Raw genomic sequence first — 21,583 nt, 5'->3', positions numbered from 1 at the left:
CGGGTTTCGCGCGCGCCCAGGCCATGTGTCGTCGCCGGACAGACACCGGGATGAGCGAATCAGGCCCCCGGGCGGAAATGACTCGGCGGGTAGCCCATCGCTCGCCGAAACATCGCACTGAAGGCGCTCGGGCTTTGATAGCCATGCTCCAGCGCCACCTCCAGAATGGAGACGCCCTGGGCCAGCAATTTCAGGCTCAGGGCCAGCCGCGCGCGCTTGCGCCATTCGCCAAAGCTCATGCCCAGTTCGCGCTGGAAAATCCGGCTCAAGGTCCGTGTACTCATGTTCAGGATGTCGGCCCAGGCTTGCAGGCTGCTGTCATCGGAAGGGTTGCGGATAAAGTGCGTGCACAACCGCGCCAACCGCGCTTCGGCGGGCACCGGCACATGCATCGCGACCACGGGCGCCGTGAGCAGCTCCATGCGGATCAGCTCGATCATCGCCTGCATGCGCGGGCTGTTCTGCCCGGCGATCAAGGTGGCGGCGACGATCAGTTCGCGCAGCAGCGCCGACACTTCAATCACCTGGCACACTCGGCCCAATTCGGGCTCGGCATCCGGCGCCAGGAACAGTGTGCGCATATGCACGTCACCGGCCATGCGAATCTCATGGGCCGTCCCCGCCGGCACCCACAGCGCGTGCCCGGAAGGCACCAGCCAGCTGCCTTGCGCGGTGCTGACCAGCATGACCCCGGAGACGCCATGAATCAGTTGGGCTTCGGCATGGCAATGGGCGTGCACCACCTCATCGTTGTGGTAATTGTCGGCATAGGCTTCAAGCCACGGCCTGGGAGACGATTGGGCAGTCATGGGCGGGTCTCGCGTCAACAGGCCCTGAGTCTAGCGAAAAGCACGCTGGCGAAAACGATTGAAAGAGACAGCTGTCGTCGCGCTCAAGACATCCGGTGAACTTCCGCGCCGCGCCGCCAGTCAGCTGAAAGGACTCTGACAATACGGTGGATGGTCGATGCAGATTTCATTGCAGCAACAAGTGGCCCTGGTCACCGGCGCCAGCTCCGGCATCGGTGCCGGTGCAGCCAAGGCCCTGGCCGCTGCCGGTGCGGCCGTGGTGCTCAACTACAACGCCCAGGCGGCACCCGCCGAGGCCCTCGCCGCACAGATCAATGCCGACGGCGGCCGGGCGATTGCCATCGGTGGCGATGTGTCCAAGGAGGCCGACGTGGAACGCCTGTTCGCGAAGAGCCTCGAAGCCTTTGGCCACCTGGACATTCTGGTGGCCAATTCCGGCCTGCAAAAAGACGCGAACCTGGTCGACATGAGCCTCGACGACTGGAACACGGTGATCGGCGTCAACCTCACCGGCCAGTTCCTCTGCGCCCGCGCCGCCGTGCGAATTTTCCAGCGCCAGGGCGTGCGTGATGGTGTGTCGCGAGCGGCGGGCAAGATCATCCACATGAGTTCGGTGCACCAGTTGATCCCCTGGGCCGGGCATGTGAACTACGCCGCGTCCAAGGGCGGCGTGGAGATGCTGATGCGCACCCTCGCCCAGGAAGTCAGCGAGCAACGCATCCGCATCAACGGCATTGCCCCAGGAGCGATTCGCACGGCGATCAACCAGGCGGCCACTGAGGGCGCGGCGGAAAAAGAGCTGCTCAAGTTGATTCCGTATGGGCGTGTGGGCGACGTGGAAGACGTGGCCAATGCGGTGGTCTGGCTGGCCAGCGACGCCTCGGACTATGTGGTGGGCAGTACCCTTTTCATTGATGGCGGGATGAGCCTTTATCCGGAGTTTCGTGGCAATGGTTGATTTGAACAAAGAGCCCCAAAGCGCCATCGATGCCCACGGCATTATCGGCGACATGCGCAGCGCCGCCCTGGTGAACGACAAGGGCAGCATCGACTTTTTCTGTTGGCCTGAATTCGACAGCCCATCGATTTTCTGCTCGCTGCTCGACACCCCCGAGGCCGGCATTTTTCAACTCACCCCGAACCTGCCCGAGGCCCGCCGCGAGCAGATCTACCTGCCCGATACCAACGTGCTGCAAACCCGCTGGCTCAGCGACGAGGCGGTAGTGGAAGTGACCGACCTGCTGTGTGTCAGTGAAGCCGTCGACGACCTGCCCCTGTTGATTCGCCGGGTGCGAGTGGTCAGCGGAACGGCAACGATTCATCTGCGCTGCGCTGTGCGCCATGACTATGCGCGGGCGCTAACTCACGCCAGCGCCGATGAAAACGCCGTGCTGTTCACCGCTGATGGCCAGCCTGGGCTGCGCCTGGCGGGCAGCCATGCGCTGCAACTGGATAACCAGGCCGCCGTGGCGACGTTTACCCTCGGCCAGGAAGAAAGCGCCGAATTCATCCTCGGTGGCGAGGACGACCCCCGGGTCACCAACGCCTGCACCGACCTGTACCTGCAACGTACCCTGAGCTTCTGGCGCGGCTGGATCGCCCAATCGAATTACCGCGGACGCTGGCGCGAAATGGTCAACCGCTCGGCGCTGGCACTCAAGCTCCTGACCTCGCGCAAACACGGCGCAATCATCGCCGCCACCACCTTCGGCCTGCCGGAAACCCGCGGCGGCGAGCGTAACTGGGACTACCGCTACACGTGGATCCGCGACGCCTCGTTCACGGTCTACGCCTTTATGCGCCTGGGTTTCATCGATGAAGCGAACGCCTACATGCGCTGGCTCAAAGGCCGGGTCAGCGACTGCTGTGGCCAACCGACCAAAATCAATATCCTCTACGGCATCGACGGCCGCCAGGAGCTGCCCGAGGCCACCCTTGATCACTTCAGCGGCCATGGCGGCGCGACCCCGGTGCGCATCGGCAATGAAGCCTTCGACCAGGTGCAGTTGGACATCTACGGCGAGTTGATGGACGCGGTGTACCTGGTCAACAAATACGGCGAAGCCATCTCCCACGAAGGCTGGAAACACACGGTGGAAGTGGCCGATCAGGTCTGTGAAGTCTGGAACCAGAAAGACGTGGGCATTTGGGAAATGCGCGGCGAGCAGCATCACTTCCTGCATTCGCGGCTGATGTGCTGGGTAGCCCTGGACCGCGCGATCCGCCTGGCCTCCAAGCGTTCCCTGCCGGCCCCGTTCGCGCGCTGGGACGAGACACGCCAGGCGATCTACGCCGACATCTGGAGCAACTTCTGGAACGAAGAGCGCGGGCATTTTGTGCAGCATATCGGCAGCACCGCGCTGGACGGTTCGATGCTGCTGATGCCGCTGGTGCGCTTTGTTGCCGCCACCGATCCGCGTTGGCTGTCGACGCTGGAAGCGATCCAGGACAGCCTGGTACGCGACGGCATGGTGTACCGCTATCGCAACGACGACAGCCAGATCGACGGCCTGCAAGGCACCGAAGGCGCATTTGCCGCCTGCTCGTTCTGGTACGTCGAATGCCTGGCCCGCGCCGGCCAGGTGGAAAAGGCCCACCTGGAATTCGAACAGTTGCTGCGTTATGCCAACCCGCTGGGGTTGTACGCCGAAGAGTTCGACAGCCAGGCACGGCATTTGGGCAACACCCCCCAGGCGTTGAGCCACTTGGCGTTGATCAGCGCGGCGACATTCCTGGATCGCAAGTTGAGTGGAGAGAAGACGGTGTGGCAGCCCTGAGGTCGCCTGTGTGTGCTGGGGGTGTTGGCGCAGGAGTGGCGCTTGTCGCCCACGGCCCCACTGACAGTGAGCCGGTCCCCCTGCTGCACGGCTTCCCCTATCACTCCATAGGGTTCTAAACAACGCTGGCTCAACGCTGAATGCCCGGCAGATGAGGCTGTTGTGGCGAGCGGGCTCGTCCCGCGTTGGGGCGCGAAGCGGCCCCATTACAGGCGATGTGTTTTTAACTGACACACCGCGGTGCCTGGTTTTGGGGCTGCTACGCAGCCCAACGCGGGACGAGCCCGCTCGCCACAGGAAGATGTGTCAGGGGCTGAAAAGTTGTGTAGATACCGGCAGGAGCTGCTGGAACTCATGGATGGGCTGGCGATCCCCCTGAAGGACGACGACGTGGCGCACTTCAGCGGTGTCTATCGCCGGCAGGTGCTGGCCGGTGTGGGCCACAATATCCCCCAGGAAGCGCCACACGCGACCCTTGAAGCGCTGTTGGAATTGCTTGCCTAGGCCACTGGCGAAAAACGTTCGCGATAGGCCTGTGGCGTCACCGCCAAGGCCCGAAGGAAGCTGCGGCGCAGCGTCTCTTCACAGCCAAAGCCGCACTGCACGGCGATGCGCTTGATCGATGCCGTACTGTCCGCCAGTTGCCGGCGGGCAGTCTCAACACGGATCAACTCGACGGCACGCGCCGGGGTTTGCCCGGTTTCGGCACGGTAGTGGCGCACGAAACTGCGCTCACTCATGCCGGCTTGGGCGGCCAGGGTCGCGAGGGTCAGGTCGAGAGTCAGGTTCTCGGCGATCCAGGCGTGCAATTCGGCAAAGCGGCTGTCGCCCTTTTGCAACGACAAAGTCACGCTGAATTGCGATTGGCCGCCGGGGCGCTTGAGAAACACCACCAAATGCCGCGCCACTTCCAGGGCGACGGCGCGGCCCAGGTCTTCTTCCACCAGCGCCAGGCACAGGTCGATACCGGCCGTCACGCCGGCCGAGGTCCACAGCGTGCCTTGCTGGATAAAGATCGGGTTGGCCTCTACCTGAAGCGCGGGGAACTTGCGCGCCAGCTCGTCACAACGCGTCCAGTGGGTGGCCACGCGGCAGCCGTCGAGCAAACCGCTGGCGGCCAGCAGAAACGCACCGGTACACACCGAAGCCATGCGCCGGGTATGCCGGGATTTTTCCCGCACCCAATCCACCAGCGCCGGGTCTTCGGCGGCGCCGTACACGCCCCAGCCGCCGGCGATCAGCAGGGTGTCGCAAGGCTGGTCAACCGCAGGCAACGGCTCGGCCACCAGCGCCAGGCCAGCGGAGGTCATCACCGGTTGTGCCTGATCGGCGATCACCGTGACGGCATAGGGCAGCGGCAAACCGCGCTGGCGCGCCAGGTCATTGGCCGAGGCGAACACTTGCAGCGGCCCGGTGACATCGAGCACTTGTGCATTGTCGAAGGCGAGTACGTGAACAAGTCTGGGCATGATTGGCGTGATTCGTGGGCTCAATGGCGTATGCGCCAAAGCCTAGGCCTCTAGAGTGAAGCCGTCCACCCCTTTATCGGAGCGTCATTCATGACTTTGCAGATCGGCTTTGTGTTGTTCCCCGGCATCCAGCAACTGGACCTTACCGGCCCGTACGACGTATTGGGCTCGTTGCCGGATGTGCAGTTGCACCTGGTCTGGAAAGACCTGGCTCCGGTCACGTCCAGCACCGGGCTGGTCTTTACCCCGACCATGACCTACGCCGACTGCCCGAACCTGGATGTGCTCTGCGTGCCCGGCGGTTCCGGTGTGGGCCCGTTGATGGAAGATCCGCAAACCCTGGACTTCCTCAAGGCCCAGGCCCGGACCGCGCGCTACGTGACGTCGGTGTGCACCGGTTCGCTGGTGCTCGGCGCGGCGGGCCTGTTGCGCGGGCGCAAGGCGACGACGCACTGGGCCTACCACGACCTGCTCGCCCCTCTTGGCGCGATCCCGGTACAGGAGCGCGTGGTGCGCGATGGCAACCTGTTCACCGGCGGCGGCATCACCGCCGGCATCGACTTCGCCCTGACCCTGGCAGCGGAGTTGTACAGCGAAGCGGCGGCACAATTGGTGCAGTTGCAGATCGAATACGCCCCGGCGCCACCGTTCAATGCCGGCCGCCCAGACACGGCGCCCACCGCTGTGCTGGAAGAAGCCAACAAGCGTACGGCCGAATCGCGCAAGACCCGCGCTGAGATTGTGGCGCGGGCGGCAGCGCGATTGGGTTGACAACGCGGCTCGCGACCAATGGGGGTTGTGTAGGGGCCTCGGTTGATCGCCAGCAGCGATGAGCAGGGGGAGCGTGCTTTTTTCAAAAAGCCATCACGTCGGTCGGGCCATCAGCGCCAGGCGCACGGCCAACACCGTCAGCACCGTGGCCAGGCCCCACTTCTGCAGGGTGGCGGTGCCGGGGCGGCCGCTGAAAAACCGGCTGGCCGCACCGCCAAACACCCCCAGCACCAGGTGAAACACGGCGGCGATGAAGGTCAGCACGCCGCCCAGCACCCACAGTTGCGTCGCGATCGGGCCTGCTTCGGGGCGCACGAACTGCGGCAGGAACACCACGAAAAACAACAGCGCCTTGGGGTTGAGCAAACTGTTGAGCATGGCCTGTACGCATACACGGCCCAACCGCACGCGTTCGACCTGGGTAGCTGCCCCACGGGGCTTTGCCTGCAAGGTCTTGGATACCAGCCACAGCAGGTAAATCACGCCGGCATAGCGAATCAAGTCGAATGACGGTGGCCAACTCGCGACCAAGGCCGTCACGCCCATGGCCGTCAATGCCGTCAGCAGCAGGTCCGCTACGCCGATGCCCAGGGCCGAGGCCGCGCCACCGCGCCAGCCATGGGTCATGCCGTGGCTGATGACGAACGCCATGTTCGGCCCCGGCGATAACAGCAACAGCACAACAGCACCGGAAAAAACCGCCAAGGTTGCGAGATCTATCATGCTCGGCCCATCCACCGGGAAAGCCCGTAGATTAAGCAGCGAACCTGACGCAAACAAAAAATTGTGCTGGATACAATCCCGCACGTACGGGTCATCGACTACAGCATGAATAACGTTCGGACGCTCACACTGCCGGGCACTCACCTGTTCGCCAAACACTATTATCAAACAGTGGGCACCGCTTCCCAGGACAACTTCCTGGATGAACCGCATCATTTAAGCGTAAGTTCCGCAGACAACTTCCGAACCAACGAAAGCCCGGCGGTTGGGCACTTTGTGCTCCTGATCAACCCAAACTTGTCCCCTTTTCCTACCTCTCTTTGGAAAAGGTTCTCGCGTTAAACAGGAAAAATCTCACATTTGTTCCTACACTCAAAAACACACGCCATGACCGAGTGCCTGGACAAGGATCGTCAATAAAATGCCAAAAGAATATCGCCTAAAGCGTCTATCACAACACTTCCGCAACATCGTCAATTCGTTGACATAGCACACAAAGGGACCACTCCTTTAGTCACCACCCCGCACATTCCACTCATATGAATGGGCGGTTGCGTTTTATCCAGAGTTGCCGTCGTTCGACGTTCCCTCAATAAAGTGGCCCGCCGCCTTATTGAATAAAGAACCGAACAGAGAAGTCTGGAGTGCAATGAGGGATGTTTTATGCCAGAGACGTCGTCCGTCGACAGCTTGTTTTTAACACGTGCGGGTTTTGTTGAATTTTTTGTTGTTTTCGTCAAATCGATCCATGGCCTGACGGCTATCCTGCCGCCGTTGGTGCTGGTATTTTTCATCGACCCGATGGCCCCTGAACTGCGCTCCCACTTTCTCGGCCTGCTGCTGTTTTTCGCGATCCTGACCATTATTCTGTTCCAGGCTCTCGGTATTTATTCCGAGGAACTGTTCAGCAATCGACTGCGCTTGCGCACCAAGATAAAGGCCTGGTCGGCAGCGTTTTGCATCCTGCTGTTCATGTACCAGATCCTGCAGTTTTTCCCGCAACTGACCCCGCGCAACCTGGTGTATTGGTACATCACCAGCCTGGGGCTGTTCTGCCTTGAGCGCCTGCTCATGCTGCGCCTGTACCGCCAGCTGATGCGCCACGGCATGTACCTGCAACGCACGGTGATCCTGGGTTTCACCGATACCGCCGTGCACGTCGCCGATCACCTGCAACGCAACGGCGATATCCGCTCGGGCCTGATCGGCTTTATCGATGACCGTACCGAGCGCATTCCCAAATCGTTGAGCAACCTGCCCTTGCTGGGCAACACCCGCGAGCTGGAAAAGCTGATCCGCGCCGAGCAGGTCAACCAGGTCATGATTTGCCTGCCCTGGGCGGCCGAACAGCGTATCCATGGGCTGGTCAATCGCCTGCGCCAGATGTCGGTGAACGTGATGCTAGTGCCCGACATGGCCGCCTTGCGCTATGGCCACAGCCGCATCAGCGAAGTGGGTGGCATCCTGATGTTCAACACCTCGCAGTTGCCACTGCGCGGTTGGTCGCCGGTGATCAAGCGCCTGGAAGACTGCCTGTTGGCAAGCCTGGCGCTGGTGGTGCTGTCACCGTTGATGCTGGCAACCGCGATTGCGATCAAGCTCGACTCCAGGGGCCCGGTGCTGTTTCGCCAGAATCGATTTGGCTACAACGACAACGAAATCCGCGTATTCAAGTTCCGCTCGATGTACACCGACCAGAGCGACTTCACCGCCGAACGCCAGACCACCCGTCACGACCCACGTATCACCCGGGTCGGACGCATTATCCGCAAGACCAGCATCGACGAGCTGCCGCAGTTGTTCAACGTACTGCTGGGCAACATGTCGATCGTTGGCCCGCGCCCCCACGCCACGGCCACCAAGGCCGCCGGTATTCCCTTCGAAGTGGCGGTGAGCGAATACAGCTCGCGGCACCGGGTCAAGCCTGGAATCACCGGCTGGGCGCAGATCAACGGCTACCGCGGTGAGACCGACACGCTGTTCAAGATCCAGAAACGTGTCGAGTACGACCTGGAGTACATCTCCAAGTGGTCGGTGTGGTTTGACTTGTACATCGTCTTCATGACGGTCCCGGCCGTCCTTTCCACCAAGGAAGTCTATTGATGAATCCCCTCGACGGATTAATTCCCTGCATCATTTCCGGTGGTTCGGGCACGCGGCTGTGGCCGGTGTCGCGGCAGAACATGCCCAAACCCTTCATGCGCATGCGCGATGGCCAGAGCCTGTTGCAGAAAACCTTCCAGCGCGCCAGCCGCCTGCCCGGCGTGCAGAGCGTACTCACGGTCACCAACCGCGATCTGCTGTTTCGCACCCTCGATGACTACCGGCTGGTGAACAAGGCGCACCTGCCCCTGGACCTGTTGCTGGAGCCGTTCGGTCGCAACACGGCCGCCGCGATTGCCGTGGCGGCACTGCATGTACAGGAGCATTTCGGCGACGACGCGCCGTTGCTGGTCATGCCCGCCGACCACTTGATCCTCAATGAAACCGCGTTCGCCGCCGCCGTGAGCCAGGCCCGCGAGCTGGCTGAAGCCGGCTACCTGGTGACCTTCGGTATCCAGCCCGATCGCCCCGAGACGGGCTTTGGCTACATCGAGCAAGGCGAGGCCTTGAGTGCCGGGTATCGCGTCAAACGCTTTGTCGAGAAACCCGACCTGGCCACGGCCCAGGCCTACCTCGACGGTGGCAAGCACCTGTGGAACGCCGGGATGTTCTGCTTCAAGGCCAGCACCCTGATCAACGAACTGACGACCTATGCTCCCGACGTCCTGGAAGCGGCCAGCGCTGCGCTGGCGCATAGCCAAAGCCTGCAGAATAAAACCTCGCGCCAGCGAGAGCTGGACGCCGATGCCTTCGGCAGCGCACCGGACATTTCCATCGACGTGGCACTGATGGAGAAATCCCAGCACGTGGCCGTGGTGCCTTGCGACATCGGCTGGAGCGACATCGGCTCCTGGGAAGCCCTGCGCCAACTCACCCCCAATGACGCCCAGGGCAACCAGGTCAATGGCGAAGCGATCCTGCACGACGTGCACAACTGCTACATCGACTCGCCCAAGCGTGTATTGGGCGCGGTGGGCGTGCGCGACCTGATCATCGTCGACACCCCCGACGCGCTGCTGATCGCAGACGCCCATCGCAGCCAGGATGTGCGCTACATCGTCGCCGAACTCAAGCGCCAGAACCACCCGGCGTACAGCTTGCACCGTACCGTGACGCGGCCGTGGGGCACCTATACCGTTCTGGAGGAAAGCCCCCGCTTCAAGATCAAGCGCATCGTGGTCAAGCCCCTGGCATCGTTGTCGTTGCAGATGCACCACCACCGCAGCGAGCACTGGGTGGTGGTCAGCGGCGCGGCACAGATCACCAATGGCGAGCGCGAGTTCTTGATCAACGCCAACGAGTCGACCTACATCCCGGCCGGGCACAAACACCGTTTGAGCAACCCGGGCATCATCGACCTGGTGATGATCGAGGTGCAGAGCGGCGAGTACCTGGGGGAGGACGATATCGTGCGCTTCGATGACATCTACGGGCGCGCGCCCCTCGACGTGAACAAATGATATGCGCACCGCATTGATCATCCCGACCCGCAACGCCTCCAGTCATTTGGCGCGCCTGTTGCCCGCCCTGACGATGCAAACCCTGCAACCGGACGAGATGCTGGTGGTGGACAGTGCCTCCAGCGATGACACCGCGGCGCGCTTTCAGGCGTTTGGCGCGCGGGTCGAGGTGATCGACGCCAGCACGTTCAACCATGGCGGCACGCGACGCTGGGCCAGTGAACAGGTGGACGGCGACGCATTGATCGTGATGACCCAGGACGCAATTCCCGCCGACCCGCAGACCTTCGCTAATCTGCTGCACGAGTTGCAGGAAGACCCGCTCAACGGCGTGGCCTACGGCCGCCAATTACCACACCCCGACGCCGGTGTGCTGGGCGCGCAGTCGCGGCACTTCAACTACCCGCCCCAGAGCCGCAGCAAGAGCCTGGCCGACGCGCCGGAACTGGGGATCAAGACCTGCTTCAGCTCCGACTCGTTTTCCGTGTACCGGCGCAGCGCCCTGGAGGCGGTCGGCGGCTTCCCTGTGGATGTGATCGGCAGCGAAGACGCGTTTGTGGCGGCACGCCTGCTGCTCGACGGTTACAAAGTGCACTACGCCGCCACGGCGCGGGTGTACCACTCCCACGACTACCGGCTGATGGATGAGTTTCACCGCTACTTCGACATCGGCGTGTTCTACGGTCGCGAGCCGTGGATCCGCGAGGCCTTCGGCGATGCCGGCGGTGAAGGTAAACGCTATGTACTGGCCGAGCTGGCGGCCTTGCGCAAGGCCGATGCCTTGCACCGCGTCCCCGAAGTCCTGGTGCGCAGTGCGTTCAAGTTGCTCGGTTATCGGCTGGGCCAACTGGAGCGCCGCCTCCCTGTCGCCCTCAAGCGGCGCATCAGCATGTTCCCCGGCTATTGGAGGTGAGCATCATGACCTACAGGAGGTTCCCCTTGATGAAACGCACCATGCTCGTCCTGGCCTTGATGGCCCTGGCCGCCTGCAACACTCCCGCGCGTATCGTGCCACCGGACGACCAGACCGTCGAAGACGGCAAGCGCGCCCTCGAGCAGCTCGCCCAATTGCCGCCGGCGGTGGAACGCATTCGCGTCGGCGACCAGTTGCGCATCGTGCGTGATGCCGGTGAGATGCCGACCCTGTCGGCGTTCAACGTCAGCACGATCTACGAGCTGACGCTGTACACGGTGCAGAACGACGGCAAGATCAACTACCCGTTCCTGGGGCCGATCCAGGTGGCGCGGCGTACGCCCGCCGAGGTGGCAGAGGAACTGACTGAACGCCTGGCGCCGGTGTACCGCGAGCCACGCGTGACAGTGAATATCAACCAGGCGCCGGGCAACTCGGTAATCGTCGGCGGCGCGGTGAACAACCCCACGGCGGTACAGATCGCCACGGCCAATACCCTGGAACAGGCGATTGTCGGTGCGGGCGGTGTCAGCCAGGCCGGCAACGCGAGCATGGTCGCGCTGCTGCGCGAAGACGCCCAAGGCGCCTACCACGCCTACTTCCTGGACTTCAGCCAGTTCCTCAAGACCGGCACCAGCGGGCGCAAACCCGTAGCCCTGCAACGCGGCGACGTGGTGTTCGTGCCCAAATCCAACGTCGGCGAACGCATCCAGGGAGTGGATACCTACATGAACCAACTGATCCCGTTCACCAAGTCCATTGGGGTTGGCTACAACTACACCCGAACCAGCAGCGGCAGTAACTGAAGGAGCGACATCCCATGATCGAGATCCGTTCTTTTCGTGACCTGCTGCGCCTGTTCTTCATCTTCCGGCGTGAGTTCAAACTGGCCGCGATTGCCGCGCTGGTGATCATCCTGCTGGGCGCTTTTTTACTGCCAGCCAAGTACGAATCCACCGCGCGCCTGCTGGTCAAGCCAGGACGTGACTCGACCCTGCCGATCGAGATCAGCAACCGCCAGGCGTTGGTGATGCCCAGCACCCAGCGCGACCCGATTGTCGACGAGGAACGCCTGCTGACCGGGCGCCCGATCGTGCGCGCGGTGGCCGAGCACTACCTGGAAGTGATCAACAACGCGCCACCGCCGGAGGGTTTCTGGAAGCGCACCAAGCATTACATCAAGGAGGGCGTGGGCGCGGTGTTCGATGGCCTGCGCGTGGTACTGGAAACCGTGGGTGTGATTGAAAAAACCACCGCGGTGGAACGCCTGGCCGCCGGCCTGGAAAAGAGCTTTGAGGTGAGCCACGCCGCCGGCTCCACGGTAATGGACATCACCTTTACCTGGGGCGACCCGCACATCGCCCAGGCGGTGGTCAAGGCTTGGGTCGAGACCTACATCAACGAGCGTACCCAGGCCCTGGGGCGCAAGAGCCTGTACACCTTCTATGAGGGCCAGGTGTCCACCAGCGCCGCCGAGATCAAGCGCTACAAGCAACAGATCCTTACGCATTTGAACCAGATCGGCGCGGCGAGCATCACCGACCGCCTGGAAGACTTGTCCGAACGCATCAACGTGCTGCGCGGCGAAGTGTTCAATACCACGCGCCTGATCGCTTCCTCCGACAGCGCCATCGCCAGCACCCGCGCTCAGCTCAAGACCCAGCCCAAGGAAGTGACCACGGTGCGCCAGATCGCACTGAACCCGCAGCAGCAGGATTTGCGTCGCCTGCTGAACCAGAAGCTGCTGGAACGGGCCGACATGATGCGCACCTACACGGATAACGCGCCGCCGGTCAAAGCCCTGGATGCCTCGATACGCGCGATGCAGGCCCAGGTCGCAGGCGAAAGCAACACGGTGCAAAGCTCGGAAAACCGTGCGCCCAACACCCTGGAAATCCACCTGCAGCGGGTGCTGCTGGATGAGTCGAGCAACAACCTGGCGTTGCGTACCCAGCTGGTGCAGCAACAGAAACACCTGGCAAACCTTGAAGGCCAGCGCAAGCAAGCCCTGGAGATCGAACCGGAACTGGCCCGCCTGGCCCGCGAGCTGAGTGCCACCGAACGCAACTATGCGCTGTACGTGGATAACCTGGAAAAATCGCGCATCGACCGTGAGTTGGACAACAGCCAGATCAGCAACATCGCGGTGATCGAAGAAGCCACCTTGAACCCCGGCCGCATCTTCCCGAAAACCCTGATGATGTTGGTGTTGGCGATCCCGTTCGCCATCGTCGTCGGCCTGCTGGTGATCTACCTGTGCTACCTGCTCGACCAGCGCATCCACGACGGCGGCCTGGTAGAACGCAAGTTCGGCCTGCCGCTATGGACCACCCTGCCGGAGCTGGACACCAGCACCGCGCAAAGCACCAACGCGTTCAATGCGAGCATCTACCGGCTGTACGGTTTGCTGCAACTGGAGCGCATCGCCGAACACGGCATGACCCTGGGGCTGACCTCGGCGCGCCACGGCGAGGGGGTGACGTTCGTGGTGGAGCAATTGCGCCGATTGCTGCAGGAAAACGGCATCAGCGTACGCGTCGGCGGCGTGGAGCCGGCGGCGCCTGGTGAGGTGGTGCTGCTGGATGCCTCGGCGCTGCTGGACAACCGCGACGCGTTCATCACGCTGCGGCGCGCGGACCTGATCGCGTTGGTGGTGGAAGCGCAGAAAAGCACGGTGCCGGTGGTGGAGCATGCGCTGTCGATCCTCAATACCGCATTCGGCAAAGTCGACGGCATCATCATCAACCGGCGTAAATTCGAAGTACCGGCCAAGGTGCTTCAAACCATCGCCAAGTACCAGGGGGCACTCTGATGCGCATCGCCCTGCTCGCACCTTTGCCGCCGGAAAAAAACGGGATCGCCGACTACGCGAACCATTTCAAGACGGCACTGGAGCAGTTGGGTGTGGAGGTGTTGACCCCGTTGAGCGGCGTGGCCGGCACTGGCGAAGCGATCCGGCAGGCCGTCGCCGCGTTCGACTGGCGCCGGGTGGACCTGGTCCACGCCGAATTGGGCGGTGGACGACTGGGCGAGTTCCTGGCCCTGCGCGCACTGCGCCGGGCCTACCCCCACCTGGCACTGACCGCCACCGTGCACGACCCGGAACGCCTGGTCTGGCGGCGTGAGCACCTGCCCTTCCCGCTCAACCTGCTGGCACGTTTGCCCAGCCCCTTGCCGCAGGCGGCCGTGGTGCTGGCAGACCCGTTGACCTTGCGCGAAGAACGCCAGGTTGCCCAGGGCCTGACCCGCCTGGTGACCCTGACCCGACTGGGCGCCGAGTGCCTGAGCCAACGCATGCAACTGCCGGCGGGTAAAGTGGCGGTGATCAACCATGCCAACCTGTCCATTGCCGCGGCCCCTTTGCCGCCGCTGGAGACACTGCGCCTGCTGTATTTCGGTTTTATCTACCGAGGCAAAGGTATTGAGGACTTGTTGCAGGCCTTGGCCGCCGTGTTCCAGCAAGCCCCCCAAAGGCGTGAGCGTATTCGCCTGACCCTGGCCGGTGGCACCGCCGCCGAAATGGCATTTGGCGCAGGCGGCAATTACCTGGAGCAACTGACCCGCCAGATCGCCGACCTCGGCCTGGCGGGAACCATCGACTGGCGACTGAACCTGCCGGCCAGCGAGATTGCCCAGACGATCCAGGCGCACCATGTGATGGTGCTGCCCTATCGCGAATCGAAAAAACTCGGGCTGCTGGGGCGCCAGCGTGGCACCAGTGGCGCGTTGTCCTGGGCGGCCGCCTGTGGGCGCGGCGCGATCACGTCGGATGCGCGGGCGTTTGCCGAAGAAGTCGCCAGCGGCAACGGGGCGATCTATCCCCAGGGCGATGTGGCCGCGCTGAGCGCGCAATTGTTGCGCCTGGCACACACGCCGTCGCTGGCTCGGGACTGGGCCGAACGCGCCGGGGAAATCGGCCGCGAGCGCCTGTGGCCGTTGACCGCGCAAAAGTTTGTACAGCTGTTCGATGAGGCCGTTGCAGGAGCCGACCATGGCGCGTAAACGTACCTGCCTTGCCACCCTGGCCGTGGTCGCCGCCCTGGGCCTGAGCGCGTTTTTGTGGGACCGCCAGGCCGACGCCGAGAGCCATGTGCTCAAGGGCAGCAAGGTGGTGGTGTGGAAGGACTTCCTGGGAGTGAACGCGCAGTTCCTGTGGTTTGCCCCTGAGCGTTACCAGAAGCAGATCGACCGCCTCAAGGCGCTCGGGCTGGAGTGGGTGCGCCTTGACCTGCATTGGGACCAACTGGAGCCGGCCGAGAACCAGTACCAGGTCGCGACGCTGGATCAACTGGTCGGCAAGCTGCAAGACAACCAACTCAAGTCGGTGTTCTACCTGGTCGGTTCGGCACCCTTCGCCACCACCGCGCCCGCCGGTGCGCCTTACCAGGACCAGTACCCGCCCAAAGACCCGAACGTATTCGCCAAACGCATGGCGCTGCTGGCCCAGCGTTACCCCAGCGTCGACGCCTGGCAGGTGTGGAACGAGCCGAACCTGCTGGGTTTCTGGCGCCCTGCGGCAGACCCGGCCGGCTACGCCACACTGCTTACCGCCACCGCCGCCGCGCTAAGGGCGGTCGACCCGAATAAACCGGTGGTGGCCGCCGGCATGGCGTTCTTCGGTGAAATGCCCAACGGCCAGAACCTGTTCAGCGCCCTCGGTGCCCTGGGCGTCGCAAGTTTGAACACGGTGATCGCCTATCACCCCTACACCCAATTGCCCGAGGGCAACGACCCCGCCAACCTGGACTTTATCGCCAAGACCCGCGCGCTCAACCAGGCCCTGCGAAACAGCGGCGTGCAAACCCTGTGGAGCACCGAATGGGGCTGGTCAACCTACACCGGGCCCAAAGACGCCCAGGACCTCGTTACCCTCCAAGGCCAAGCGGATTACGTGGTGCGCCGCCTGGCGCTGATGAGCGCGCTGGATTACGACCGAACCTTCCTGTTTACCTTGAGCGACCTCGACCCGCGCGCCAGCGTGCGCGATCAGTCTTATGGTTTGCTCGACATCGACGCCAACCCCAAGCCGGTCTACACCGCCTTGAAACAGTTCCTCGAGGTCAGCGGGCCAACGCTCACCCCCGGCGACCCGCCCACCACCGACGCATGGCCCGACGGTCTGTTCAGCATCGGCTGGACCCGCGCCGACGGGCGCAAGCTGTGGTTCTTCTGGTCGGCCCAGGGGGGTAACGCACACCTGCCAAACCTTGCCAGTGCAACCCTCTACGACCCGCTGCGCGGCACGCAAACCCCGGTGAGCGGCACCAATGGGCTGACCCTCCCGGTCAAGCCAAACCTGCAAATTCTGTTATGGGATTGAGGCCAGCCATGCGCATTTTATGGATCCTGCCCTACTCGCCCTGGCCCGCCACCAGCGGCGGCAAGACGCGCCAGTTCCACCTGTTGCTCAGCCTGGCGGCGCGCGGGCATCGGATCACCTTGCTGCTGCATGACAAGCACCCGGTGTCGCTGGCCGATCGCCAGGTGCTGGAAGCCTTCCTCGAACAACTGATCATCCTGCCGCGCCGCCCATTGCGCAGCGTGAAGACCCTGGTGGCCGGATTGTTGGCGCCCTACCCGTTGCTGGCGAGCGTGAATGGCCTGTCGGGAGCCTTGCAGGACACCTTCAGCCAATTGCTCAATGAACATTGGGACGTGGTGCAGATCGAGCACAGCTACAGCTTCCAGCCCTATGAAGAGGCGCTGGCGCGAAAGTCCCAACCCTTTGTACTGACCGAACACAATGTCGAATCGGCCCTGGGTGCGGCGACCTACGACCGCTTGCCGCGATGGGCGCTGCCGTTTATTCGCTACGACCAATGGCGCTACACCCGCTGGGAACGCCGGGTGATGCGCCAGGCAACGCAGGTAGTGGCGGTGACCGACAGCGATGCCCAGGTCCTGGAAAAAATCGCTGGCAAGCCGGTGCCCGTGGTGGTCAATGGCGTGGACTGCCAATACTTCGCCAGCGCCCGGCCCGACCCGTCGGCGCGTCGCGTGCTGTTCCTCGGCAACTATGAATACGCCCCCAATGTGGATGCGATTGAGTGGGCGCTGGATGAGATCCTGCCCAAGGTCTGGGAGCACTGCCCGGACGCGCGCATGAGCGTGTGTGGTTTCGGCATGCCCACACGCTGGCGCGAACGCTGGCAGGACCCGCGTATCGAATGGCAAGGCTTTGTGCCGAACCTGCTGGCCCTGCAATCGAGCTGTTCGGTGTTTCTCGCGCCGTTGCGTCATGGCGGCGGCTCCAAGCTCAAGGTGTTGGAGGCGCTCGCGGCCGGGTTGCCGTTGGCGAGCACCGATCAGGGCGTGTCGGGCCTCGATCTGGTAGAGGGGTTGGATTACCTCGGCGGGCAAAGCGCGACCAGCCTGGCGGATGCCGTGGTGCGCCTGCTGCAATTTCCCGGCGCTGCCGCGCCCATGGGGGAAGCCGGCCGCACCTACGTGCGCCGCGCCCATGACTGGAGCGTCGCCGCCAGCCAATTGGAAAAGGTGTACGCCACGCTGTCGCCGCTGAATCAAAAGGAGCCCGCATGCGCGTAGGCCTGGATTACCGCACCGTCGGCACCTCGCCGCAATCGGGCATCAGTCGCCAGGTGTATGCGCTGGAAAGCGCCCTGCGCACGCTGCCGGGTATCGAGCTGGAACGCTTTACCGTGGCGCCGCTGGGCGATCAAACCCGCTTGCAGGCCCACTGCCCCGACTGGGGCTGCGCCAAGACCGCGATGCACCAGCCGCACAATCGCCTGCGTTTCGAAGCCGGCTTTTTGCCCCGGGCATTACGTGAACAGCACATCGATGTGTACATCAGCACCTTCAATATGGGCCTGCCACTGCCGCCCAAGCCCAGGGGGTTGCGCACGGTGGTGCTGCTGCATGACCTGTTCCAGATCACCTTGGACAACTACCACGCCAACCGCTTGAAGGCGCTGATCTACAAGACCAGCGATCGCCTGTCGATTGCCTACGCAGTCCACAGCGCTGACCGGGTGTGGACACCGTCGCAGTACAGCACCGATGAAACCGTGCGGTTATTTCCCAACGCGGCGGGCAAGGTTCGTGTGCTGCCCAACCAGGTCGATGGCTTTACCGAACGGGCGGCGGACCTGGCCGCCCGCCAACTGCCCGAACGCTACTGGCTGCTGGTGGGCACCCGGGAACTGCGTAAGAACGTACCGTTCCTGGTGGACGCCTGGCTGCAGGCGCGCCGCCAATCCCCTGGCGTGCCTGAGCTGGTACTGGTGGGCAGCCTCGATCATTTGCCCGAGGCCCAGCGCAGCTTGCCGGGGGTTCGCGCCTTGAGCGGCGTGTCGGATGCCGAGTTGCAGGCGCTGTACCGCCAGGCGTCGCGCCTGTGGCAGCCGTCCTATGCCGAAGGCTTTGGCTTGCCGGTGATCGAAGCCCTGAGCGTCGGCACGCCGGTGGCCGTGGCCAGCGGTACCTCACTGGATGAAATCACCCCGCCGTCGGCGCCGCGTTTTTCGCCCACCGATGCACCGGCGCTGGTGCAGTTGATGGTGACGCTGGCCGAGCGGCCCGATGAAGAGCCACCCGAGCAGCGGCGTCAATGGGCTGCGCGCTTCAATCAGCATGCCTATCGCCAGCGCCTCGCCGAATTGATCGAGGAATTGACGTGAGGCTGAACCTGACCGGTCTCGTCGCCGTCCTCTTTGGCGTGCTGTTCGGCGCCCTGGCCCTGCTGTTGTCACCGGCCAAGGCCTTTCTCGCAGTGATCGGCCTGGCGGCGGCGGTGACCATCTTGCGTTTTCCGCTCTGGGGCCTGCTGCTGTTCGCCGCGATGGCAACCTTCATGCCGTACTCGACGGTCAACCTGGGCATTCGCACCACCGTCAGCGAGGCGATCCTGGCCCTGACCTGGGGCGCGGTGATGTGGCACGGGTTTCTGTCGCGCCTGCCCGCCCCCCCCGGTTTGGCGCGGCGGCCCACCGACCAGATGCTGCTGGGGCTGATGCTGTTCAGCGTGTTCCCGTTTATCGTCGGCCAGGTCATCACCCACGCCGATGCCAGCGGCCTGGCCAACTGGCTGCGTTGGCTGTTGAACCTGTCCGGGGTGTTCCTTGCCGCCAAATTGCTGGTGGACCAGAAGCAGCGTGAATCCCTGGTGATCGCCTTGCTGCTGGGCACCCTGGCGATGCTGGTGCTGTCGATTGCGGTGTTCGTGCGCACACGTTCGGGGGCGGGGATTGCGCCGCTCCTGGGGCTGTTCAACTACGCCAACTACGACATGTTGAAGTTCGGCCTGGAGGCCATGTCATCGCGCATGGGCTCGCCGTGGACTCACCCGAATGCCATCGGCGGGATCATGGCGTTGCTGCTGCCGTTGGCGTTCTGCTATGGCATGACTGAACAAGGCTGGAAACGCGCACTGGGCCTGGCTGTGGCGTGCCTCGGCGCGGCCGCGTTGCTGTTGGCCAGCAGTCGGGGGGCGATGGTCAGCCTGGCGTTGGTGCTGATGTGGATGGCCACGCGTCGCGTGCCGTATACCGGCCGCCTGTTGATGATCGGCGCGGCGCTGACGGTGGCGCTGGTGATGGCGTATCCGCCGTTGCAGGAGCGCCTGGCGACGATTTTCTCATCGGACAACGCCAGTACCGAAGTGCGTTTCGATGAATACCGCCTGTTCCCCCAGGCGGTTGCCGCGTACCCGCTGGGTATCGGCTTCAAGGTCGACCCACCGGTGCCGGGCACGCACCTGCTGGGGATCTCCAACCTGTGGCTGAACTACATCTACAAGATCGGCCTGGTGGGCATGTTGCTGTTTGTCGCCGTGACCGTGCGCTGGTGGCGCGAAGCTCGCCCGGAAAAAGGCCCGATCCGCCTGACCAAGGACAATGCGCTGTGGTTAGGCACCACCGCCGGGATTCTCTCAGCGCTGGTCAGCGGCTTGTTTGACCACTACTTCAGCTTTGCGGTGGTGATGGTGGCGTTGTTCTGGCTGATGGTGGGGATCAATGTGCTGGAGGCGCGCCGGTTGTTTCCGGCGCGCCTGCCGCCGCTCAAGGGCGTGGCTTATCGCAAGCCGCTGCTCGATGGCGTGCGTCCCTGATGCTCGGCTCTGCGGCGTGGCTGACCCTGGCGACCTTGCTCGGCCTGTGCCTGGGGTTCGCCCGCGAATGGTTGTTGGTGGCGGCCTGGGGCGCAGGGGAGCGCAGCGATGCGTTCCTGATCGCGCTGTTCTTGCCCGAGGCGTTGCGCATGTCGTTGGCCGGGGGCGTGTTAAGTGCCGCCGCACTGCCGCTGTACCTGGCGCGCAAGGCCGCTGAGCGGCTGGCTTGGCTGGCGGCATTGTTCCCAGCGCTGCTGCTGATTGCCCTGTGCACCAGCCTGCTGCTGACGCTGCTGGCGCCCTGGCTGGTGCAGGTACTGGGCCCGGGGTTGGCGGCGAGCGCCACGACGCTGGCTGGCAGTAACCTGCAGATTGTCGCCTGGTGCGTGCCTGGGCTGATGTTGCATGGGTTGTTCAGTATTCCGTTGCAGGCCAGCGAGCGCTTTGTGCTGGCGGGGCTGGGCTCGCTGCTGTTCAACCTGCCGCCGGTGATTTATCTAGCCCTGGCAGGCACCTCGACGCAGCCGCACACGCTGGCCCTGGCGTGCCTGGCGGGCAGCCTGTTGATGCCGTTGGCGCTGTTGCCCTCGGTGTGGCGCCAGGGCTGGCGACCGTGGCGCTGGCAGTTGTCGGTTGCACCGCTGCGGGAGTTGGGCCAGCGCATCGGGCCATTATTGCTGAGCAATGGTGCCAGCCAGGGCCTGGCGCTGATCGAGCGGCTGGTGGCGTCGCTGCTGGGCGAAGGCGCGGTGACGTGGGTCAACCTGGCACGCAAGCTGATGAACCTGCCGTTGATTGCGCTGATGAGCCTCAACCAGGTGCTGCTGGGCATGATGAGCCGGCGCCAGGGCGATGAGCGCCTGGCCCTGCTCAAGCGCGGCCTGGAAACCGCCAGCATGTTGACCCTGCCCGCTGGCGTCGGCCTGGTGGCCGCGGCGCCGAGTCTGGTGGCGTTGCTGTTGCCCAGGCAATCGGCCGACTCGCCGCTGCCCTGGTTGCTGGCATGGTTCGCCGCGCCGCTGGTGTTCGGGGCATGGAACGCCTTGCTTGCGCGGTATGCCTATGCCGCTGGCGATACGCGCCAGCCGCTGCGTTGCGAGGTGCTTGGCAGCCTGGTCAATGTGCTGTTGCTGGGTGCCCTGCCCTTTGTGTTCGGACTGGCGGGTATTCCGTTGGCGGCACTGGCCGGGGTGATCGGCACCGCGTTGTTGCTGATGCAGCGCCAGGGGTTGCTCGGCGCCTTGCCGTGGGTGCGACACGGGTTGCTCAGTACGCTGGTGATGGGGCTGGCGGCGCTGTGGCTGTTTCGGATTGACGGCGTGTGGCTGCAATTGGCGCTGGGCACCCTGGCCGGTGCCACAGTGTTGTTGGCCATGGGCCTGTGGCTCAAGCCGTGGCGCAAGGCATGACGCCAATTGTGGCGAGCACGCTTGCTCGAGGGTGCGAAGCGCTCCCAGGAATGTGGGGTTTATGAATAGGGGGTGGTCA

Annotated in this window: 17 protein-coding genes and 1 pseudogene; 15 read left to right on the top strand and 3 right to left on the bottom strand. The window is 63.7% G+C overall.

What is annotated here, in order from left to right:
- Nucleotides 1-59 precede the first annotated feature (59 nt).
- Complete coding sequence (locus tag AB7933_RS11925; protein ID WP_024074440.1) at nucleotides 60-809, bottom strand: AraC family transcriptional regulator; 750 nt, start codon at nucleotides 807-809, stop codon at nucleotides 60-62.
- A gap of 157 nt (nucleotides 810-966) precedes the next feature.
- Here AB7933_RS11925 and AB7933_RS11920 point away from each other — a divergent pair, with 157 nt between their 5' ends.
- The 3 genes and pseudogenes from AB7933_RS11920 to AB7933_RS11910 all read left to right on the top strand — a co-directional run.
- Entirely contained in the window at nucleotides 967-1,767 is an 801-nt protein-coding gene (locus AB7933_RS11920) for a glucose 1-dehydrogenase (protein WP_024074439.1), read from the top strand.
- Nucleotides 1,760-3,586, top strand: a complete 1,827-nt coding sequence (locus tag AB7933_RS11915; RefSeq protein WP_024074438.1) for a glycoside hydrolase family 15 protein — start codon at nucleotides 1,760-1,762, stop codon at nucleotides 3,584-3,586. The genes AB7933_RS11920 and AB7933_RS11915 overlap by 8 nt, the downstream gene beginning before the upstream one ends.
- Nucleotides 3,587-3,958: 372 nt before the next feature.
- Nucleotides 3,959-4,090, top strand: a pseudogene (locus AB7933_RS11910) (alpha/beta hydrolase); the annotation flags it as partial.
- Here the strand turns inward: AB7933_RS11910 and AB7933_RS11905 are convergent.
- Nucleotides 4,087-5,055, bottom strand: coding sequence for a GlxA family transcriptional regulator (locus AB7933_RS11905; protein ID WP_041160887.1), 969 nt, complete (start codon nucleotides 5,053-5,055; stop codon nucleotides 4,087-4,089). The pseudogene AB7933_RS11910 and the gene AB7933_RS11905 sit on opposite strands and share 4 nt — an antisense overlap.
- Nucleotides 5,056-5,145: 90 nt before the next feature.
- Here AB7933_RS11905 and inhA point away from each other — a divergent pair, with 90 nt between their 5' ends.
- Nucleotides 5,146-5,826, top strand: a complete 681-nt coding sequence (gene inhA / locus AB7933_RS11900; RefSeq protein ID WP_024074435.1) for an isonitrile hydratase — start codon at nucleotides 5,146-5,148, stop codon at nucleotides 5,824-5,826.
- 93 nt (nucleotides 5,827-5,919) lie between these two features.
- On the opposite strand, the gene AB7933_RS11895 is transcribed toward inhA, so the two are convergent.
- Nucleotides 5,920-6,549 (bottom strand): LysE family translocator, encoded by a 630-nt coding sequence (locus AB7933_RS11895; RefSeq protein WP_024074434.1) that lies wholly within the window; start codon nucleotides 6,547-6,549, stop codon nucleotides 5,920-5,922.
- Between the two features lie 663 nt (nucleotides 6,550-7,212).
- Between AB7933_RS11895 and AB7933_RS11890 the strand changes: the two genes are divergently transcribed.
- From AB7933_RS11890 to murJ, 11 genes are read left to right on the top strand one after another with little or no spacing between them, the layout of a single operon-like run.
- A complete protein-coding gene (locus AB7933_RS11890) occupies nucleotides 7,213-8,652 on the top strand; it encodes an undecaprenyl-phosphate glucose phosphotransferase (protein WP_024074433.1) in 1,440 nt (479 codons plus the stop codon).
- Nucleotides 8,652-10,112 carry a mannose-1-phosphate guanylyltransferase/mannose-6-phosphate isomerase gene (locus tag AB7933_RS11885; RefSeq protein ID WP_024074432.1) on the top strand — a complete coding sequence of 487 codons (1,461 nt, stop codon included), beginning with the start codon at nucleotides 8,652-8,654 and terminating at the stop codon, nucleotides 10,110-10,112. Before AB7933_RS11890 ends, AB7933_RS11885 begins: the two co-directional genes overlap by 1 nt.
- A gap of 1 nt (nucleotide 10,113) precedes the next feature.
- Nucleotides 10,114-11,025, top strand: coding sequence for a glycosyltransferase family 2 protein (locus AB7933_RS11880; RefSeq protein WP_024074431.1), 912 nt, complete (start codon nucleotides 10,114-10,116; stop codon nucleotides 11,023-11,025).
- 29 nt (nucleotides 11,026-11,054) lie between these two features.
- Nucleotides 11,055-11,831 carry a polysaccharide biosynthesis/export family protein gene (locus AB7933_RS11875; protein WP_041160886.1) on the top strand — a complete coding sequence of 259 codons (777 nt, stop codon included), beginning with the start codon at nucleotides 11,055-11,057 and terminating at the stop codon, nucleotides 11,829-11,831.
- Nucleotides 11,832-11,845: 14 nt separating this feature from the next.
- Nucleotides 11,846-13,837: a GumC family protein gene (locus tag AB7933_RS11870; RefSeq protein ID WP_024074429.1), complete on the top strand. Its 1,992-nt coding sequence runs from the start codon at nucleotides 11,846-11,848 to the stop codon at nucleotides 13,835-13,837.
- Nucleotides 13,837-15,027: a glycosyltransferase gene (locus tag AB7933_RS11865; RefSeq protein WP_024074428.1), complete on the top strand. Its 1,191-nt coding sequence runs from the start codon at nucleotides 13,837-13,839 to the stop codon at nucleotides 15,025-15,027. Before AB7933_RS11870 ends, AB7933_RS11865 begins: the two co-directional genes overlap by 1 nt.
- A complete protein-coding gene (locus AB7933_RS11860) occupies nucleotides 15,017-16,345 on the top strand; it encodes a cellulase family glycosylhydrolase (RefSeq protein ID WP_024074427.1) in 1,329 nt (442 codons plus the stop codon). Before AB7933_RS11865 ends, AB7933_RS11860 begins: the two co-directional genes overlap by 11 nt.
- Nucleotides 16,346-16,353: 8 nt before the next feature.
- Nucleotides 16,354-17,571 (top strand): glycosyltransferase family 4 protein, encoded by a 1,218-nt coding sequence (locus tag AB7933_RS11855; RefSeq protein WP_024074426.1) that lies wholly within the window; start codon nucleotides 16,354-16,356, stop codon nucleotides 17,569-17,571.
- Nucleotides 17,562-18,665 (top strand): glycosyltransferase family 4 protein, encoded by a 1,104-nt coding sequence (locus AB7933_RS11850; RefSeq protein ID WP_024074425.1) that lies wholly within the window; start codon nucleotides 17,562-17,564, stop codon nucleotides 18,663-18,665. Before AB7933_RS11855 ends, AB7933_RS11850 begins: the two co-directional genes overlap by 10 nt.
- Nucleotides 18,666-18,667: 2 nt before the next feature.
- Nucleotides 18,668-20,095 carry an O-antigen ligase family protein gene (locus tag AB7933_RS11845; RefSeq protein WP_041161135.1) on the top strand — a complete coding sequence of 476 codons (1,428 nt, stop codon included), beginning with the start codon at nucleotides 18,668-18,670 and terminating at the stop codon, nucleotides 20,093-20,095.
- The gene (murJ, locus tag AB7933_RS11840) at nucleotides 20,095-21,504 is read left to right on the top strand and encodes a murein biosynthesis integral membrane protein MurJ (protein WP_024074423.1); all 1,410 of its coding nucleotides are present in this window, start codon (nucleotides 20,095-20,097) and stop codon (nucleotides 21,502-21,504) included. The genes AB7933_RS11845 and murJ overlap by 1 nt, the downstream gene beginning before the upstream one ends.
- Nucleotides 21,505-21,583: the final 79 nt, after the last annotated feature.

It is taken from the genome of Pseudomonas gorinensis, from assembly GCF_042015035.1.
Lineage (GTDB): Bacteria > Pseudomonadota > Gammaproteobacteria > Pseudomonadales > Pseudomonadaceae > Aquipseudomonas > Aquipseudomonas gorinensis.
The sequence above is the reverse complement of the archived record's forward strand: the minus strand, read 5'-3'. Positions and strand labels throughout refer to the sequence as shown.

What these genes read in the sequence shown, in the direction of transcription:
- AB7933_RS11925 (WP_024074440.1), bottom strand. Translation starts at nt 809, where the DNA reads ATGACTGCCCAATCGTCTCCCAGGCCGTGGCTTGAAGCCTATGCCGAC.
- AB7933_RS11875 (WP_041160886.1), top strand. Translation starts at nt 11,055, where the DNA reads ATGAAACGCACCATGCTCGTCCTGGCCTTGATGGCCCTGGCCGCCTGC.
- AB7933_RS11885 (WP_024074432.1), top strand. Translation starts at nt 8,652, where the DNA reads ATGAATCCCCTCGACGGATTAATTCCCTGCATCATTTCCGGTGGTTCG.
- murJ (WP_024074423.1), top strand. Translation starts at nt 20,095, where the DNA reads ATGCTCGGCTCTGCGGCGTGGCTGACCCTGGCGACCTTGCTCGGCCTG.
- AB7933_RS11920 (WP_024074439.1), top strand. Translation starts at nt 967, where the DNA reads ATGCAGATTTCATTGCAGCAACAAGTGGCCCTGGTCACCGGCGCCAGC.
- AB7933_RS11855 (WP_024074426.1), top strand. Translation starts at nt 16,354, where the DNA reads ATGCGCATTTTATGGATCCTGCCCTACTCGCCCTGGCCCGCCACCAGC.
- AB7933_RS11880 (WP_024074431.1), top strand. Translation starts at nt 10,114, where the DNA reads ATGCGCACCGCATTGATCATCCCGACCCGCAACGCCTCCAGTCATTTG.
- AB7933_RS11895 (WP_024074434.1), bottom strand. Translation starts at nt 6,549, where the DNA reads ATGATAGATCTCGCAACCTTGGCGGTTTTTTCCGGTGCTGTTGTGCTG.
- AB7933_RS11905 (WP_041160887.1), bottom strand. Translation starts at nt 5,055, where the DNA reads ATGCCCAGACTTGTTCACGTACTCGCCTTCGACAATGCACAAGTGCTC.
- AB7933_RS11870 (WP_024074429.1), top strand. Translation starts at nt 11,846, where the DNA reads ATGATCGAGATCCGTTCTTTTCGTGACCTGCTGCGCCTGTTCTTCATC.
- AB7933_RS11865 (WP_024074428.1), top strand. Translation starts at nt 13,837, where the DNA reads ATGCGCATCGCCCTGCTCGCACCTTTGCCGCCGGAAAAAAACGGGATC.
- AB7933_RS11890 (WP_024074433.1), top strand. Translation starts at nt 7,213, where the DNA reads ATGCCAGAGACGTCGTCCGTCGACAGCTTGTTTTTAACACGTGCGGGT.
- AB7933_RS11915 (WP_024074438.1), top strand. Translation starts at nt 1,760, where the DNA reads ATGGTTGATTTGAACAAAGAGCCCCAAAGCGCCATCGATGCCCACGGC.
- inhA (WP_024074435.1), top strand. Translation starts at nt 5,146, where the DNA reads ATGACTTTGCAGATCGGCTTTGTGTTGTTCCCCGGCATCCAGCAACTG.
- AB7933_RS11850 (WP_024074425.1), top strand. Translation starts at nt 17,562, where the DNA reads ATGCGCGTAGGCCTGGATTACCGCACCGTCGGCACCTCGCCGCAATCG.
- AB7933_RS11860 (WP_024074427.1), top strand. Translation starts at nt 15,017, where the DNA reads ATGGCGCGTAAACGTACCTGCCTTGCCACCCTGGCCGTGGTCGCCGCC.